The organism is Azospirillum sp. TSH20, from assembly GCF_003115935.1.
In the GTDB taxonomy this organism is placed as follows: Bacteria; Pseudomonadota; Alphaproteobacteria; order Azospirillales; family Azospirillaceae; genus Azospirillum.
Genome location: NZ_LGQU01000104.1, coordinates 26,153 through 42,519 on the forward strand (window position 1 = coordinate 26,153; position 16,367 = coordinate 42,519).

Annotated in this window: 15 protein-coding genes; 8 read left to right on the forward strand and 7 right to left on the reverse strand. The window is 68.8% G+C overall.

From position 1 onward, the window contains the following. Positions 1-2 precede the first annotated feature (2 nt). From TSH20_RS25435 to TSH20_RS25455, 5 genes are read right to left on the reverse strand one after another with little or no spacing between them, the layout of a single operon-like run. Positions 3-716, reverse strand: a complete 714-nt coding sequence (locus tag TSH20_RS25435; protein WP_109156619.1) for a histidine phosphatase family protein — start codon at positions 714-716, stop codon at positions 3-5. Continuing rightward, entirely contained in the window at positions 713-1,096 is a 384-nt protein-coding gene (locus TSH20_RS25440) for a DUF6285 domain-containing protein (RefSeq protein WP_109156620.1), read from the reverse strand. Before TSH20_RS25440 ends, TSH20_RS25435 begins: the two co-directional genes overlap by 4 nt. Continuing rightward, positions 1,093-2,157, reverse strand: coding sequence for a phosphotransferase family protein (locus tag TSH20_RS25445; protein WP_247871417.1), 1,065 nt, complete (start codon positions 2,155-2,157; stop codon positions 1,093-1,095). The genes TSH20_RS25440 and TSH20_RS25445 overlap by 4 nt, the downstream gene beginning before the upstream one ends. Beyond that, positions 2,154-3,350: an acyl-CoA dehydrogenase family protein gene (locus tag TSH20_RS25450; RefSeq protein WP_109156622.1), complete on the reverse strand. Its 1,197-nt coding sequence runs from the start codon at positions 3,348-3,350 to the stop codon at positions 2,154-2,156. The genes TSH20_RS25445 and TSH20_RS25450 overlap by 4 nt, the downstream gene beginning before the upstream one ends. 18 nt (positions 3,351-3,368) lie before the next feature. Further along, positions 3,369-4,136, reverse strand: coding sequence for a glucose 1-dehydrogenase (locus TSH20_RS25455; RefSeq protein WP_109156623.1), 768 nt, complete (start codon positions 4,134-4,136; stop codon positions 3,369-3,371). 149 nt (positions 4,137-4,285) lie between these two features. On the opposite strand from TSH20_RS25455, the gene TSH20_RS25460 reads away from it, so the two are divergent. Then, complete coding sequence (locus tag TSH20_RS25460) at positions 4,286-4,981, forward strand: TetR/AcrR family transcriptional regulator (protein WP_109156624.1); 696 nt, start codon at positions 4,286-4,288, stop codon at positions 4,979-4,981. On the opposite strand, the gene TSH20_RS25465 is transcribed toward TSH20_RS25460, so the two are convergent. Then, positions 4,978-6,585 carry a class I adenylate-forming enzyme family protein gene (locus TSH20_RS25465; RefSeq protein WP_109156625.1) on the reverse strand — a complete coding sequence of 536 codons (1,608 nt, stop codon included), beginning with the start codon at positions 6,583-6,585 and terminating at the stop codon, positions 4,978-4,980. The genes TSH20_RS25460 and TSH20_RS25465 overlap by 4 nt on opposite strands. Before the next feature lie 276 nt (positions 6,586-6,861). Between TSH20_RS25465 and TSH20_RS25470 the strand changes: the two genes are divergently transcribed. Further along, positions 6,862-8,478 carry an alpha/beta hydrolase gene (locus tag TSH20_RS25470; protein ID WP_109156626.1) on the forward strand — a complete coding sequence of 539 codons (1,617 nt, stop codon included), beginning with the start codon at positions 6,862-6,864 and terminating at the stop codon, positions 8,476-8,478. 48 nt (positions 8,479-8,526) lie between these two features. Here TSH20_RS25470 and TSH20_RS25475 read toward each other — a convergent pair whose 3' ends face one another. Next, on the reverse strand, positions 8,527-9,375 hold the full coding sequence (locus TSH20_RS25475) for an IclR family transcriptional regulator (RefSeq protein ID WP_109156627.1): 849 nt from the start codon (positions 9,373-9,375) through the stop codon (positions 8,527-8,529). A 368-nt stretch (positions 9,376-9,743) separates the two neighbouring features. Here TSH20_RS25475 and TSH20_RS25480 point away from each other — a divergent pair, with 368 nt between their 5' ends. The 6 genes from TSH20_RS25480 (at position 9,744) to TSH20_RS25505 (ending at position 16,208) form a co-directional block, all read left to right on the forward strand. Further along, positions 9,744-10,634: an MBL fold metallo-hydrolase gene (locus TSH20_RS25480; RefSeq protein ID WP_109156628.1), complete on the forward strand. Its 891-nt coding sequence runs from the start codon at positions 9,744-9,746 to the stop codon at positions 10,632-10,634. A 37-nt stretch (positions 10,635-10,671) separates the two neighbouring features. Next, complete coding sequence (locus TSH20_RS25485; protein WP_109156629.1) at positions 10,672-12,261, forward strand: FAD-binding oxidoreductase; 1,590 nt, start codon at positions 10,672-10,674, stop codon at positions 12,259-12,261. Positions 12,262-12,287: 26 nt separating this feature from the next. After that, positions 12,288-13,544, forward strand: coding sequence for an aconitase family protein (locus tag TSH20_RS25490; protein WP_109156630.1), 1,257 nt, complete (start codon positions 12,288-12,290; stop codon positions 13,542-13,544). A gap of 8 nt (positions 13,545-13,552) precedes the next feature. Then, positions 13,553-14,116 carry a 3-isopropylmalate dehydratase gene (locus TSH20_RS25495; RefSeq protein WP_247871418.1) on the forward strand — a complete coding sequence of 188 codons (564 nt, stop codon included), beginning with the start codon at positions 13,553-13,555 and terminating at the stop codon, positions 14,114-14,116. Further along, on the forward strand, positions 14,100-14,960 hold the full coding sequence (locus TSH20_RS25500; protein WP_247871419.1) for an isocitrate lyase/PEP mutase family protein: 861 nt from the start codon (positions 14,100-14,102) through the stop codon (positions 14,958-14,960). Before TSH20_RS25495 ends, TSH20_RS25500 begins: the two co-directional genes overlap by 17 nt. A gap of 105 nt (positions 14,961-15,065) precedes the next feature. Further along, complete coding sequence (locus TSH20_RS25505; RefSeq protein ID WP_109156633.1) at positions 15,066-16,208, forward strand: ABC transporter substrate-binding protein; 1,143 nt, start codon at positions 15,066-15,068, stop codon at positions 16,206-16,208. Positions 16,209-16,367 lie beyond the last annotated feature (159 nt).

The window sequence follows — 16,367 nt, forward strand, 5'->3', positions numbered from 1 at the left end:
CATCAATCCAGATTCAGCAGCGGCCCGAACGCCTCCTCCAGGCTGCTGCGGTGCAGGCCGATCTTCGCCGGGTTGCCGGGCGTCACGTTCACCGCGCGGATCAGGCGGCGGACCACCCGGCCGGCCGTCACGTCGACGTCGATGATGTTGATGCAGCCATAATCCTGCTCGAACGCCGACAGGGCCGACAGGCCGGCGCCGCAGGCCCAGGACAGCAGCATGCGGTTGACGCCGTCATGGGCGACCAGCGCCAGATGGGTCCAGCCCGGTTGCCGCACCAGCGCCTCGACGGCCGACACCACCCGGTCGCGCACGGCGGCGAAGCCGTCGCCGCCGGCGAAGCGCCCGTCCTCGGTCGCCGCCTCGAAGCCATAGACGTAAGCCGCCTCACGCTGCTCCTTCGGCACACCCGACAGTCGGCCGGCGCGGATTTCCAGGAAATCGGGATGATCCTCCACCGGCAGACCATGCGGCGCGGCGACCGGTTCGGCCGTCTGCCGCGTGCGGGCAAGCCCGGAACACAGCACGCGGTCGAGCGGCACCCCGGCCAGCAGGGCGCCGGCCGCCTGCGCCTCCGCCCGCCCCCGGTCGGTCAGGGCGGCCAGTTTCGGGTTCAGCGGCTGGCCGGCGGCGTCATAGTAGGCGACATGGCCGTGGCGAAGCAGGTAGAGGCGGCGGCGCGCGACCGTGCCGGACAGCGGTTGAAACAGGCTCATCGGCCGGCGTCCCGTCCTTCGGCGGCCAAACGCTTGGGATTGCTCAGCGCCAGCCTTGCCCGCGTGATGTCCTTCAGCACCGCCCGCAAGGCCGTCTGCCGGTCGGGCGCGTCGAAGCGTCCGGCGTCGATGGCGGCGCAGAGCCTCGGCAGCAAATCCGGAAGGTCGCCGTTCTCGCCCAGCAGGCCGCCGACGGCGGCGGCCAGGGCTGGTTCGGCCACGCTGCCGGCCGCCAGCTCCCGCTCGGCCACCCCCAGCGCGTTGGCGATCATCAGCGCGGTGAAGCGCTGGTCGGCCGGCACCACCGGCAGGATCGCATCGCGGAAGCTGCGGAGCGCGATGGCGACCAGATCGCGGGCGTCGGGATCGTCGTTGATCATGCTCCACCTCCGTTCATGGGGAAGCCGCCGACACGGTCGAGGTGGCGCAGCAGATCCATTTCGATCTCCGGCAACATCCGGCCGGTCAGCGCCAGTTCCAGCGACGGTTCGGTACCGGAGATGTGGCGCTGCGCCTGCTGGATGGCGATGACCGCCCAGCGCATGCAGGCCGCGGCTTCCCAATAGGCGACGGCGTCCGCATCCACCCGCCGCCCGGCGGTCTCCTCGTAGCCGGCATAGAAATCGGCACGGTCGGCGATGCCGCCGGCCTCGCGGTCGTTGCGGCCGAAGCGCCAGCACGCGGCGCAGAACCAGCCGAGATCCTCCATCGGATCGGACCAGCCCGCGAACTCCCAGTCGATGATCGCGGTCAGCCTGTCCCCATCGACCATGTAGTTGCCGGTGCGGTAGTCGCGATGGCACAGCACCAGATCGCCGGCCGGCGGCGCGTTCCGTTCCAGCCAGCGCAGACCATAGGCCAGAACCGGATCGCTGGCGGCATAGCGCCCGGCCCAGCGGCGGAAATCGGCCGCCGCCTGCAGGCCAGCCGTCGGTTCGGGCAGCACCAGGAACTCCAGCCCCGCAGTTCCCGGCCGCACCCGGTGGATCAGGCCGAGCTGCCGGCCAAGTTCACGGGCCAGATCGCGCCGCGGCTCCTCGCTCTTGACCATGCGGAAGCCGGCGGCGATGCCGGCCGCGCGGCGCATGATGTAGAAGGGCGCGCCCAGCATCGCCGGATCGGCGCCGACGAACAGCGGTTCCGGCACCATGGCGCCGGCGGCGAAGACGGCGCGCAGGACCGCAGCCTCCTCCGCCTTGCCCAGGCTGGCCGAAACACCGGAGGCAGACCCGGTGCGCAGCACGCAAGGGTGGCGGCCGGACAACGGCCCGCCGTCGATCTCCAGCGTGACCGCGAGGTTGAGCGAGATGGCGCCACCGCTGAGCCGCCCCTCGTCAATGACGGAGACCGCCCGCGCTTCCGCCTGACCCGCCAGCCAGGACTCCAGCGCCGCTTTCCGGGCGGGCTCCAATCCGCCGGTGGACTCTGGAGCGCCGCTCACCGCCAGCCCCAGAAATCGTCGCCCTCGGCGAGGTAGCTGCGGCTCAGCACCATCTTGTGGACCTCCGACGCGCCGTCGACCAGCTTGGCCTGCCGGGCGTAGCGGTAGATCCACTCCAGCACCGTGTCCTTGGAATATCCGCGCGCGCCGCAAAGCTGGATCGCCGTGTCCGCCGCCTTGAACAGCGTGTCGGCGACCTGGACCTTGGCCATCGACACCTCCTTGCGGGCGAAGCTGCCGCTGTCCAGCGCATGCGCCGCCTTCATGGTCAGCAGCCGGCCGATCTCGATCTGCATCGCAGTCTCGCCCAGCATCCACTGCACGCCTTCATGCTCGGCCAGCGGAATCCCGAAGCTTTCGCGCTCCTTCACGTAGGCGCCGGCGATCTCCAGGCAGCGCTTGGCAAGGCCGGTCCAGCGCATGCAATGGGTCAGCCGCGCCGGACCCAGCCGGATCTGCGTGGCCTTCAGCCCGTCGCCGACCTTCATCAGCACGTTTTCGTCCGGAATCTCCAGCCCGTCGAAGATCAGTTCGCAGTGGCCGCCATGTTCCTCCGGTCCCATGATCGGGATGCGGCGCTCGATGCGCCAGCCGGGCTGGTCCTTGTCGAACAGGAAGGCGGTCAGCCCCTTGCGCGGGTCGTCGGACGTGCGCGCCATCAGGATGAAGTGCTGCGCCGCGTCGGCCCCGGTGATGAACCATTTGCGCCCCGTCACCACCCAGCGGTCGCCCTTGCGCTCCGCCCGCGTCTTCATCATCGACGGGTCGGAGCCGCCACCCGGATGCGGTTCGGTCATGGCGAAGGCGCTGCGCACCCGCCCCTCGACGATGGGGGCGAGCCAGCGCTCCTTCTGGGCCGCGGTGCCGACCATGCTCAGGAGCCGCATGTTGCCGTCGTCGGGGGCGGCGGCGTTGAAGCAGACCGGCCCGAAGATGGAGCGGTTCATCTCCTCGTAGCAGGCGGCGACGCCGACCATCGGCAATCCGTGGCCGCCGACCTCCTTCGGCAGTTGCAGGGTCCACAGCCCGGCCGCCTTCACCTTGGCGCGCAGGGCCGCCAATGGAGCGTCGGCGATGTTCTCGTGCTCGTCCCAATTGGCGCGGTCGGCCTCGACGGGAAGGATCTCCTGCTCGACGAAGGCGCGGACGCGGCGGCGATAGTCTTCCAGCTCCGGTGGAAGGGTGAAGTCCATGGAACCGCTCCTTTTCTTTTAAAGCGAGGAGACCAGATGGCCGCCGTCGACGGCCAGCACCGATCCGGTCATGTAGGCGCCGGCATCGGACGCCAGCAGAAGCAGCGGCCCGTCCAGATCGGCCAGCCGGCCGAGCCGGCGCTGCGGGATGCGCTTGACCAGCGCCTTGCCGGCATCGCTGGCGAAGAAGTCGGCGTTCAGTTCGGTTTCGACATAGCCGGGGCAGAGCGCATTGACTCGGATGTTGTGGCGCGCCAGTTCCAGCGCCATCGCCTTGGTCAGATGCACCAGCCCGCCCTTGGCGGCGATGTAGGACGAGACCTGCCCCGCCACCCGCATGCCGAGGATGGAAGCGATGTTGACGATGGCCCCGCCCTGCTTGTCATCGCGCATGCGCTGCGCCACCGCGCGCGCCACGCGGGCGCAGCCGGTCAGGTTGGTGTCGACCACCCGGTCCCACTCCTCCTCGCTCATGTCGAGGAAGGGGCGCGTGGCGGTGACGCCGGCATTGTTGACGAGGATGTCGATGCGGCCCAGCGCCCCCCATGCCTCCCCCACCGCGGCGGTGACGGAGGCCGGGTCGGTCACGTCCATGGCAACGACGACGGCGCTGCCCCCGGCGGCTTCGATGGCGGCGCGGGTTTCGGCCAGCGCGTCGGTCCGCCGCGCGGCCAGCGCCACGCGGGCGCCCGCCTTGGCCAGAACACCGGCGAAATGGCGGCCGAGACCGCTGGAGGCGCCGGTGACCAGCGCAGTCTTGCCGGTCAAATCGATGGTGACGCTCATGCATCCTCCCTTGGTCGGGATCGTTTGGCGAGGCGGCGAGGCACGGCCCCGTTCAGCACTCTTGAAAAATCGAGCGAGCGCTCGCTTTATATCCCTGCCGCCGATCTTGTGCAAGAACGATCAGCGTCGCAAACGATAGGACAGCCGGTATGAGCAGCTTGCGGGATTTCCAGGCACGGCACGATCTGTCGATGGAGGCGCTGTGCGCGCGCATCCTGGAGCGGCATGCCGCGACCATCCGGGTGAAGAAGCCGGCGGTCGCCATCGCAAACCTCGCGCGCATCGTCGAAACCACCCTGACCCTGGCGAACCGCAAGGGCTTCCACTCCACCAGCCTGCGCGACCTGACCGAACAGTCGGGGCTGAGCATGGGCGCGCTCTACGCCTATTTCGACAGCAAGGACACGCTGCTGATGATGATCCTGGGCCAGGTCGTCGGCGTGGTGGAGGAGGTGCTGGGCCGCCCGCCCGACGGGCTGGCGAACGACCCCGCCGGCCGGCTGCGCTGGCTGCTGCGCACCCACCTGTTCCTGACCGAGACCATGCATCCCTGGTTCGTCTTCGCCTATATGGAGGCGAAGGCCTTCCCCAAGGAGGGCCGCGACCTTGCCGTCACCAGCGAGATGATGACGGAGGGCATGATCGCCGACGCGCTGGCCGACGGCGTCGCCCGCGGCCTCTTCGCGGTGCCGGACGTGACGATGGCCGCCGCGCTCATCAAGCCGATGCTGCAGGACTGGTACGTCAAACGCGCCAAGCACCGCCGCCGCGGCATCACGCCCGACCTCTATGCCGAGCAGTTGATCGCCTTCGTCGAGGCGGCGGTGGGGCTGAGGCGGACTTAAGCGGTCGTCACCTGATCGCGCAGCACCCGCTTGGTCACCTTGCCGTTGGCGTTGCGCGGCAGCGCGTCGCCCAGCAGGGTAACGTAATCGGGCACCTTGTATTCGGCGAGATTGGCGCGGCAGAAGTCGCGCACGTCGTCGGCGGTCAGGCTGCCGGACTTGGAAATCACGAAGACATGGATCTTCTCGCCCAGCACCGGGTCGGGATGGGCGACCACCGCCGCCTCGACCACGTCGGCATGGCGGACCAGCAGGTTCTCGACCTCAACGCTGTAGATCTTGTGGCCGCCGCGGTTGATGACGTCGTTCTTGCGGTCGTAGAGCCGCAGATAGCCCTGCTCGTCCAGCGCGCCGATGTCGCCGGAGCGCCAATAGCCGTCGACGAAGCTGTCGCGGGTGGCATCCTCGCGGTTCCAATAGCCGCGGATCGTCATCGGTCCACGGATCCAGACCTCGCCGCTCACCCCCGGCGGACATTCGCGGCCCTGTTCGTCGATGATGCGCAGGTCGCCGCAGGGCACGCACATGCCGACGGAGTCCAGGCAGGCGCGGGTGTGGCCGATGGGGACCACGCTGATGATGGTGGCGCATTCGGTGGAGCCGTAGGCGTTCAGCAGATGCAGGTCGGGCAGACGTTCCGCCATCGCCTCCACCGTCGCTTCCGGCATCGGCGCGCCGCCGAAACCGCCGATCCGCCAGGATGACAGGTCGTACCGGCTGAAATCGGCGCGAAGCAGGCAGAGATTGTACATGGCCGGCACCAGCACGGTGGTGGTCATGCGCTCCCGGCTCGCCAGATCCAGGAAACCGGCGACGTCGAAGGCCGGCATCATCACGGTGCAGCCGGCGACGCGGATCATCGCCATGACGACGGCGACCAGCCCGGTGACATGCGAGGCCGGAACCGCCAGCACCGCCCGCTCGCCCTCGCGATAGTCCCAGCATTCCTCGAAATGCATGGCGGAGTGGATGATGTTCACATGGGCCAGCAGCGCACCCTTCGGCTTGCCGGTGGTGCCGGAGGTGTAGAGGATGACGGCGGTGTCCTCCTCCCGCTGTGAGGCCGCGGAGTCCGGAAGCGGGGCGTCCGTTTCCAGCAACTCTTCGAAGAGGCGGCAGCCGTCCGCCGCCCCGCCGGCCGAGAAGCGCGAGACGAGCGACGGCACCTCTGCGGCGTCGGGCATGCGGTCGGCAAGCGCTGCGTCATGGATCAGAATCGAGGCGCCGCAGTCGTTCAGGATGCCGGCGATGCCCGGCCGCTGTTCCCGCGCGCTGACCGGCACCGCGACGATGCCGGCGCGCGCCGCCGCCAGCAGGGCGATCAGGAACTCCGCGCGGTTGCTGAGCACCAGCGCCATGCGGTCGCCCGGCCGGGCGCCTTGCGCCAGCAGGGCCGCGGCGGCGCGCGTCACCAGCGCATCCAGTTGCCCATAGCTGTAGCGCCGCTCCCCATCCACCAGCGCCTCGCCATCCGGCCGGCGGGCGACGGCGGCGCGGAGCATGGCGTCGATGGTGGCTGGACGCTCGCTGTAGCATGGTACGAGGCGCGTGCCGAAAAGCAGTTCGCGCCGTTTGGGAACGCCGATTCCGTCCGGCCAGGCCATGCCCTTCCTCCCTGACGATCTTATTGGAATGTATGGCGGGTTCAGGTGTCGCGGTCGCGGTTCGTCGCATGTCCGCGGGCACCGCCCTTGTCGCACCGCCCTTGTCGGTGTCGCAGGAACTATGTCATTCTATGAACTGAGTGTCAAACAGTGGCACCATCAGCGCAGCGAACATTGTGCCCGCCACGCGCGGAACAGACGCTTTGCGCACTCATCCCCAATTCCGCACTTCACCAAAGAGCAGGCGCAAGACGCCGGCCGATCGGGAGGAAACCGATGTCGACACCCCATTACGTGACCCTTGCCGATGGACAGATGCGCGTCTGGCGCAGCGGCTCGGGGCCGGATCTGCTGGTCCTGCCCGGCCTGATCGAAGCGGCGTCGGTGTGCGCCGACAGGCTGGCAAGCGCCCTGCCCGGTTGGACGATCACCGCGCTCGATCTTCCGGGAACAGGCGGGTCCGTCACCTGCTGGGCGGAGGACATCGCCGGGCTGGCCCGCCTGATCGCCGAGGCCGCCGGCCGGCTCGGGCTGCCCGCCTGTCCGCTGCTCGCCTTCGACCTTGCGGCGCCGCTGGCGCGTGCGTTGCCCGAGGCCGGGTGGCGGCAGGACGGGCTGCTTCTGGTCAATGCCGCCGGGGCGGAGGGATGGAGCGAGCGCGGGCTGCGTCCCGCCCCGCTGGCGCCCCGCGCCGATGGAACCCATCTGGCGGTGCTGTGGGCGCATCTGCGTGACGCCCATGTGCTGGAACCGCGCGACGCCAGCCATCCGGCCAAAGCCGGCTCCCCCCTGCCCACCCCCGCCGAACTGGACGCGATGCTGCGCAGCGCCGCAGGAGCACCGGCGCGCTATGAGGCGCTGTGGTCCATCTGTCTGGACGCCATGCGGAGCAAGTCCGACTCCGCCGGCGGGGCGGTTCGGGTCGACGGTCTGGAAGAGGTCGCCGCTCATCTCGCGCCGATGGGCGCCGGCCGAAAGCCCGCCGGGCCGCCGCCGCCGACGCGGCCCTTCACCGACCCGCTGCGGGTCTGGCACGACTACGCCGACACGCCCGCCGGCCGGGTCCATCTGCGCCGCGCCGGGCGTGGCCGGCCGCTGCTGGCCTTCCAGTCGGCGCCGGGATCGTCCGCGCCGCTGCTGCCGCTGCTGCATGGGCTGGCGCCGGAACGCGAGGTCATCGCCCCCGACTATCTCGGCAATGGCGACTCCGACAAGCCGGAGCGCGCGGTGGACATCGGCGTGCTGGCCGACGACATGCTGGCGCTGGCCGACGCGCTTGGTCTGGAAAGCTTCGACCTGTGGGGAACCCACACCGGTGCCTTGGTGGCGCTGGACCTGACCGTGCGCCATCCCGACCGGGTCGGCCGTGCCGTGCTGGAAGCGCCGGTGCTGATCCCCGCCGACTTCAGCGCCGACATCCTCGACCATTATTTCCCGCCGCTGGCCGCCGACCGCTGGGGGCTGCATCTGCTCCAGGCCTGGAACATGCGGCGCGACATGTTCCTGTTCTGGCCGTGGTACCGGCAGGAGCGCGCCGCCGCCCGCGCCATCGGCGTCCCCGCCTCGGCGGTGCTGCATGACTGGACCATGGGCCTGCTGGCGAGCGGCGGCCATTACGACCGCTCCTACCGCGCCGCCTTCCGCTACGACACGCGGGCCGCACTGGTGCGGCTGACCCGTCCGGCCCTGATCTGCGCCGGCCCGGCCGACATGCTGGTCGAGGGGCTGGCGGAGGCGCGGACACTCGCCCCGGCCGGCACGGAGGTCATGCCGACCCCTGCCACCGTCTGGTATCCCGGCCAAGGTGACGAGGCGGTGCGGGAGACCATCGGCTGCTACGCCGCCTTCCTCACCGGAGAGCTGACAACCGCGAATCCACACCCGGTGTCATAGAACGACACCGTGGCCGCCCCGCCTCAGCCGCCTGTCGCGGGCTCTGGCTTATCCGCCGATGGCGGACTGGGCGCGGGCGGCGCGGTGCAGCGGCGGGGCCGACAGGGAATAGAGGTTGGCCGAGATCTCCCGCACGGCCTCGCGCGTCTCGTCCAGGAAATTGGGCTGGCCGTTGCGGATGATGTGGGGGGTCAGGCCGGTCAGGCTGACCGCGGCCACCAGCCGGCCGTCGGGATCGAACAGCGGCATGGCGATGGCGGCCAGTCCCTCGATCACGTCGTCGACCGCCACCGACCAGCCGCGCTCGCGCACCTCCTCCAACTCCTTCGCCAGCTGGCGCGGGTCGGTGGTGGTGTGGGGGGTGAGGCGCGTGGTTCCGCGCGCCAGCACGCGGGCGACCTCCGCCTCCGGCAGATAGGCCAGCAGCACGCGCGGCGCCGCCCCGCAATTCATCGGCAGTTGCCCGCCGACGATCCACCAGCGCACCTCCACCGAGCGGTCGCTGTGGAACTGGTCGAGGCAGACCGCCGATCCGTCATGATAGACCGACAGGAACACTGTGCTGCCGGTGGATTTCGCCAGCCGCGACAGGATGGTGGAGGCGATCTGGCGCAGGTCGCGGCGTTCCGGCACCGCCCCCGCCAGCTTCAGGATCTCCAGACCCAGGCTGTATTTCTGGCTCTGCGGTTCGAAGGCAACGAAGCCGTCCTGCACCAGCGTCAGAAGGATGCGCCGCGCCGTCCCCTTGTCGAGCTTCGCGGCGCTCGCGACCTCCGTCAGGGTCAGGGTCGGGCCTTCCTGATAGAAGCTGCGCAGCACGGCCAAGGCCCGCGATACCGCGCGGACGCTGAGACCATTCTTTTCCGTGCCCTGGTTGTCGTCCTGTTCGGTGTCCATACGTCCAAGTCCCTTATGGATGTCCCGCATCTCGAGTCCAGGCGGAAGCCCTGCTGCCCGGCACAGCCGACGGAGGGTGGCTGAACCGCCCTCATCCCGTCGCGGTAGCAGCGCGCTGGCTAGCATTGAAGGCCTGCGCCGACTTGCGCAACCCCTTTCCACCATCCCTGACGCAGTCCGCCGTCCGTGTCAAACAGTGACACCATTTTTGCCTGTTGACACGATCAGGTGCAAATGGTTTCCTTGCCAAACAAACAGAACAAGCGCGCCCCATCGCCGTCGCGAATGGCAGGCGCCCCATGCTCCGGCCCGCCGTCGTCCCTCGCTTTTCCGGACCGGCCGCCGGCTTCCTGCACGAGGGGAGGACAATGCACACCATCGCCCTGGGGGCGTTCACGGTCACGCGGATCGAGGAAATGCTGACGCCGGGTTTCGACCCAGGCTTCCTGTTTCCGGCCTATGACGAGGCGATCCTGACCCGGAACCCCGAACTGGCTGAACCGAATTTCCTCGATCCGGCGTCGCGGCGCCTGATGTCGAGCATGCACAGCTGGCTGATCCGCACCGACCGTCATGTGATCCTGGTCGATACCGGCTGCGGCAACCACAAGGAGCGCCACACGCCGGGCTTCGAGCGCTTCCACATGCTGGACAAGCCCTATCTGCGCAACCTCGCGGCAGCGGGCGTTCAGCCGGAGGACGTGACTCTGGTCATCAACACCCATCTGCACATCGACCATGTCGGCTGGAACACCCAGCTGGTCGACGGGCGCTGGGTCCCGACCTTCCCCAATGCCCGCTACATCTACGGCGCGCAGGAGTTCAAGCACTGGCGCAGCCCAGAGGGCGGGCTGGTCGGCATGCCGGGCAACGGCCCAGTGATGGAGGACAGCGTGCTGCCGGTCTGGGAAGCCGGACAGGTGGAGTTGATCGAGGACGGCGACAGCATTCTCGACGGCCTGTCGGTGGAACTGGCGCCCGGCCACACCGCCGGCCAGATGTTCGTCCGGCTGGAGTCCGACCGGCACGCCGCCTACTTCACCGGCGACTGTCTGCACCAGCCGATGCAGGTTGCGCGCCCCGACTGGAACAGCCGTTTCTGCGAGGATCAGGCGCAGGCGGTGGCAACCCGCCGCCGGCTGCTGGACCATGCCGCCGACCGCGGCGCCCTGGTCTTCCCCGCCCATTTCGGCGCCCCCCACACCGGCTATGTGCGCCGGACGGCCGAGAATTTCCGGTTCGAGCCGCTCGCGGCCTGATCACATTCAGCCCGACCCTACCCGAAAGGGACATCCCATGAGCATTGCCGCCCTCGACGGCCCGGCCACACTGATCGACACCCTGCGCACGGCGCTTGGGCCCGACGGCCTGCTGGATGACGAGAAGAGCCGCAACTTCTACGCCAACGACGTGTTCTGGCAGCCGGGCATCCCGCCGCTTGCCATCGCCCTGCCGCGCGACCGCGACGCGGTCGCCGCCACCGTGCGCGCCGCCCATGACGCCGGTGTGGCGGTGGTGCCGCGCGGCGGCGGCATGTCCTACACCAAGGGCTATCTGCCCGAAGGCCCGAACTCGGTCGTCATCGACAGCCGCCGGCTGAACCGCATCCTCGACCTGAACACCGACAGCCTTTACGTCACGGTGGAGACCGGCTGCACCTGGGCCGCGCTGAACGAGGCGCTGGAGGGAACCGGCCTGCGCACCGGCTATTGGGGACCGCTGTCGGGCATCAACGCCACCATCGGCGGCGCCCTGTCGCAGAACAGCGCCTTCTTCGGCTCCGCCCTGCACGGCACCGTGGCGGAGAGCGTGCTGGGCGTCACCGTGGTGCTGGCCGACGGGCGCGTCGTCACCACCGGGTCGGGCGGGCGCGTCGGCACCAAGCCCTTCACCCGGTCGGGCGGCCCCGACCTGACCGGCCTGTTCCTCGGCGACAACGGCGCCATGGGCTTCAAGGTGGCGGCGACTCTGCGGCTCCACCGCCGGCCGGAGCACACCGATTTCCTGTCCTTCGGCTTCACCACCATGCAGGCGATGGCCGCCGCGCAGGTGGAGATGGCGCGGGCGCGCTGCGTCTCGGAAGGCTTCGGCATCGACCGCACCAAGGTCGAGCATTCGGCCAGCGTCAACAAGCTGTCGGACGGGCTGAAGACTCTGGGCAACGTGGCGAAGGCCGGCAAGTCGCTGTTCCAAGGCGCCAAGGAAGCGCTGAGCGTCGCCACCGCCGGCACCGCCTTCCTCAAGGACCACAACTTCACCCTCCATCTGGTGGTGGAGGGACGCAGCGAAACCCAGCTGCGCGAGGCGATGCAGACGGTGCGCGCCATCGGCACCCGCCACGGCAAGGAGATCGAGAACAGCGTGCCGAAGGTCATGCGCTCCAAGCCCTTCGGGCCGGTGCGCGGCATGCTGGGACGCGAGGGCCAGCGCTGGGTCCCGATCCACGCCATCTTCCCGCTGGGCGACGCCGACAAGGTGGTCGCCGCCAACGACGCCTTCTTCGCGGAGAAGCGCGGCTTCATGGAGCAGCACGGCATCATCTATTCGGTGATGACCATGACGGTCGGCAACGACTTCTTCCTGGAACCGGCCTTCTACTGGACCGACGAGATCACGCCGCTGCACGCCGCCAGCCTGGGCGACGAGGTGGTCAAGCCCTGGCGCGACCGTCCGGCCAACCCGGCGGCGCGCAACGCGGTTGCGGAACTGCGCCGCGCGACGCAGGAGCTGTACTGCAGCCTGGGCGGCGTCAGCTGGCAGGTCGCCCGCGACTATCCGTTCCGCGAGATCATGACCCCCGAAACCTGGTCGCTGCTGGAGGGCGTCAAGCGCGCCGTCGATCCGCAGGGGCTGATGAATCCCGGCTCCCTCGGCCTCGGCCGCTGAGGACCGGGAGCGGAGACATCCACGCCATGGGCTACACCATCACCGAGAAGATCCTGGCACGCGCGGCGGGGCTGCCCGCCGTCCGCGCCGGACAGGACATCAAGGCGAAGCCGGACTTCGTGCTGGCCTACGACTTCCCCGGCTACACCGACGTCTATTTCAAGACGATGAAGGAGGATTTCGGCATCGAGCGGGTGGCCGAGCCGGAACGCTTCGGCATCTTCATCGACCACATGGTGCCGACCGCCACCGCCAAGGAGGAAGAGCTGCACATCAACACGCGCACCTGGTGCGCGGAGAACAATGTGCCGCTGTTCGAACGGCACGGCATCGGCCATCAGGTGGCGGCCGAGGTCGGCTATGCGACGCCGGGCGCCTTCGTGGTCCATTTCGACGGCCATGTCAGCCAGCTCGGCACCTTCGGCACGCTCGCCATCGGCCTGCGCCGCAATGTGATGGAGGCCTTCGTCAGCGACACCGTGTCGATCCGCGTGCCGGACACCGTGCGGGTGAACCTGCGCGGGTCTTTGCGGCCCGGCGTGATGGCGCGCGATGTCTTCCACCATCTGGTGCGCCGGCTGGGGCCGAGTTCCTGCCGCTTCCAGGTTCTGGAGCTTGGCGGGCCGTCGGTGGCGGCGATGTCGACGGAGGGGCTGCAGACCATCACCGGGCTCGCCATGTTCACCGGCGCGCTGACCGCCATCGTCAATCCCGACCCGGTGCGGCTCGACTATGCCCTGCCCCGCGCGCGGAAGAAGCTGGAGCCGGTGTCGAGCGATCCGGATGCCCATTATTCCGCTGTTCACGACATCGATCTGTCGGACCTGGAACCGATCGTCGTCGCCCCGCCGACCCCGGCGGACACCCGCAACCTGACCGAGTTCCTCGGGCTGGAGATCAATGCCGGCTATCTCGGGTCCTGCGCGTCCGGCCGGCTGGAGGATCTGCGGGCAGCGGCCAAGGTGCTGGAAGGCCGGCGGGTGAAGACCGGCGTGTCGCTCCACATCGTGCCGACCAGCCAGGAACTGATGGCGGCGGCGGCGCGCGAGGGGCTGGTGTCCAAGCTGGTGGAGGCCGGGGCCTTCGTCTCCTCGCCCAGCTGCGATTACTGCTTCGGCCGCATCGCGACGATGACGGCGGGCCAGCGCGCGGTGTCGACCGGCACGCTGAACGTCCGCGGCCGCATGGGCAGCCCGGATTCGGAGATTTACCTGTGCAACGCGGCGGTGGTCGCCGCCTCCGCCATCGAAGGCCGGATCGCCGATCCGCGCCCCTACCTGTGAGGCCGGCGATGAGCGAAGCCACACTTCAAATGCCGGTGATGAAGGGCCGCGTCGCCTTCATCTTCGACGAGGTGAATTTCGACGTCGACCAGATCGTCGGCGTCAAGAACATCAAGATCACCGACGTGGCCGAGCTGGCGCAGCTTGCCATGCAGGCCTACGACCCGGATTTCGCCAAGTCGGTGCGGCCGGGCGACCTGCTGGTCGGCGCGGACAATTTCGGCTACGGCCACCCGCACTACCCGCCGATGAAGGCGATGCGCCACCTCGGCATCACCGGGGTGATCGCGGAGTCCTTCTCCCCCGGCTATTGGCGCGGCGAGGTCAGCATGGGCTTCCCGCAGGTCAGCTGCCCCGGAATCCTCGGCTTCGTCCGGCGCTGGGACGAGATCGAGGTCGACTGGGCGGCGGGCGTGGTCCGCAACCACACCCAAGGCACCGAAATTCCCTTCGAGCCGCTGCCGCAGGCGGATGCCGAGATGATCGAGGCCGGTGGCCTTGTCCCCTTCCTGAAGCGGCAGGCGGCCCAGCAACGCGAACAAAAGGATCATGCGCATGTCTCGGGGACCTGAGTTCCGCAACCGCATCCTGGCCCAGAAGACCGTCTGGTCGGCCGGCGCCTATGACGCCCTGTCCGCCCGCTTCATCGAGGCGGCCGGTTTCGACGCGCTGATGACCTCCGGCTTCGGCGTCTCGGCCTCCTTCCTCGGCCAGCCGGACGCCGAACTCTACACCATGTCGGAAAACCTGACGGTGGTCCGCAACGTGGTGTCGGCGGTCAATGTCCCGGTCATCGCCGACATCGACACCGGATACGGCAACGCCATCAACGTGATGCGCACGATCCGCGAGTTCGAGGCGTCGGGCGTCTCCGCCGTCATCATGGAGGATCAGGTGGCGCCCAAGCGCTGCCCGATCTGCGTCGGCGGGGTCGAGGTGATCCCGATGGACGAGGGCGTCGCCAAGATCCAGGCGGCGGTGGAGGCCCGGCGCGATCCCAACATGCTGATCATCGCCCGCACCGACGTGGTCGATCCGGCAGCCGCCATGGAGCGCGGCCGCGCCTATGTCGCCGCCGGCGCCGACATGATCCAGCCGATCAGCAAGTGCTTCAAGGACATCGAGGGCTTGCGCGCCATGCGCGAGGCCGTCGGCGTGCCGCTGTCGCTGCAGCTTCTCGGCTGGCTGGAAAAGCTGTCGGCCGACGAGGTCGAGGAGGTTGCGGGCATGGCGACCTACGCGCTGGTGCCGCTGATGACCGTCGCCTCGGCGCTGAAGGAGAATCTGGCGGCGCTGGCCGAACGCCGTTCCACCCGCGATTTGCCGCGGCCGGTGACCGACCACAACAGCTTCATCGACTTCATCGGCTTCCCGCAGATCGAGGAACTGCAGAAGCGCTACCTGAAAACCGCCTGACGATCCTTTGCCGGCGCGCACCACCCGCCGGGACCAAGGGGAAATCAAAAGCCGGCCGGGCAAAAGACGGCCAACCAAAAGACGACCAACCCACGGAGGAACCCCATGTTCGGTAGGCGCACTCTCCTTGCCGCCGCGGCGGCCCTGGCCCTCGCCATTCCCGTCGCCGGCACCACCGGCGCTCAGGCGCAGCAGCCCCCGGTCCGCATTGCCCTCATCGGCCCGATGAGCGGCACCGGCGCCTTCGAAGGCCAGCTCGGCCTGGAAGGCGCGCAGGCGATGGCGGCGGTCATCAACGCCAAGGGCGGCGTCGCCGGCGGCCGCAAGATCGAGCTGCTGACCTACGACGACAAGGGGTCCCCCGAGGACGGCGTCAGCGCCGCCAAGCGTGCGATGGAGCAGGACAACGTCGACATGATCATCGGCGGCTGGTTCAGCGCCGTCGCCCTGTCGATGAAGGAAGTGACGCGCGACAAGATCATCACCGTCATGACCAGCTCCCAGCACCCGAAGGTGACGGAGGAGGGGCACAAGTACCTGTTCCGCCTGAACGCCACCTCGGCGATGATGTCGGAGTTCTATTCGAAGGCGATCTGCGACCGCATCAAGCCCAAATCCATCGCCTTCATGAACGTCAACGACGACTGGGGCCGGCTGGAGCTGGAGAACTACACCAAGCTGCTGACCGCCTGCGGGATCGAGGTGAAGGGGCACGAGTTCTATAACCGCACCGACACCGACTTCACCACCGCGCTGACCAAGCTGAAGTCGCTGAACGCCGACGCGATCTATGTCGCGGCGATCAACACCTCGCAGGGTGCGACGATCTACCGGCAGATCAAGCAGACCGGCTATCGCGGCAAGGTCATCGCGTCGGCCGGCAACATGAACCCGAAGCTGGTCGAGCTGTCCGGCAATTCGCTGGAACAGGTCTATTCGGCCTCTCCCTTCACCGCGGACGGCAGCGCCCCGTCGCTGAAGCCGTGGCTGACGGAATACAGCAAGGACTACAAGAACGATCCGTCCTTCATCGCCGCGCTCGGCGCCCAGGCGGTTCAGGTTCTGGCCTTCGGCATCGACGCCGCCGGCGGCGATCCGCGCGCCTACGACAAGATCGCCGCAGCCCTGAAGTCGCAGACGGTCCCGACCGTGATGGGCGACCTGCGCTTCTCCGACAAGGGGCAGGCGAGCCAGTCGATCCATCTGGTGCAGGTCCAGAAGAAGCAGATCGTCAGCGTCCGGGACTGAGGGGCAGTCAAGAGGGTCTCCCTATCCCCCCTCTCCCCCCCGGGGAGAGGGTCGGGGTGAGGGGGATGCACGTGGTGGATTCTTGCTGAAGAGCCGCCACGCTCCCCCCTCACCCTAACCCTCTCCCCGGGGGGGGGAGGGGATAACGGCCCCCCGACA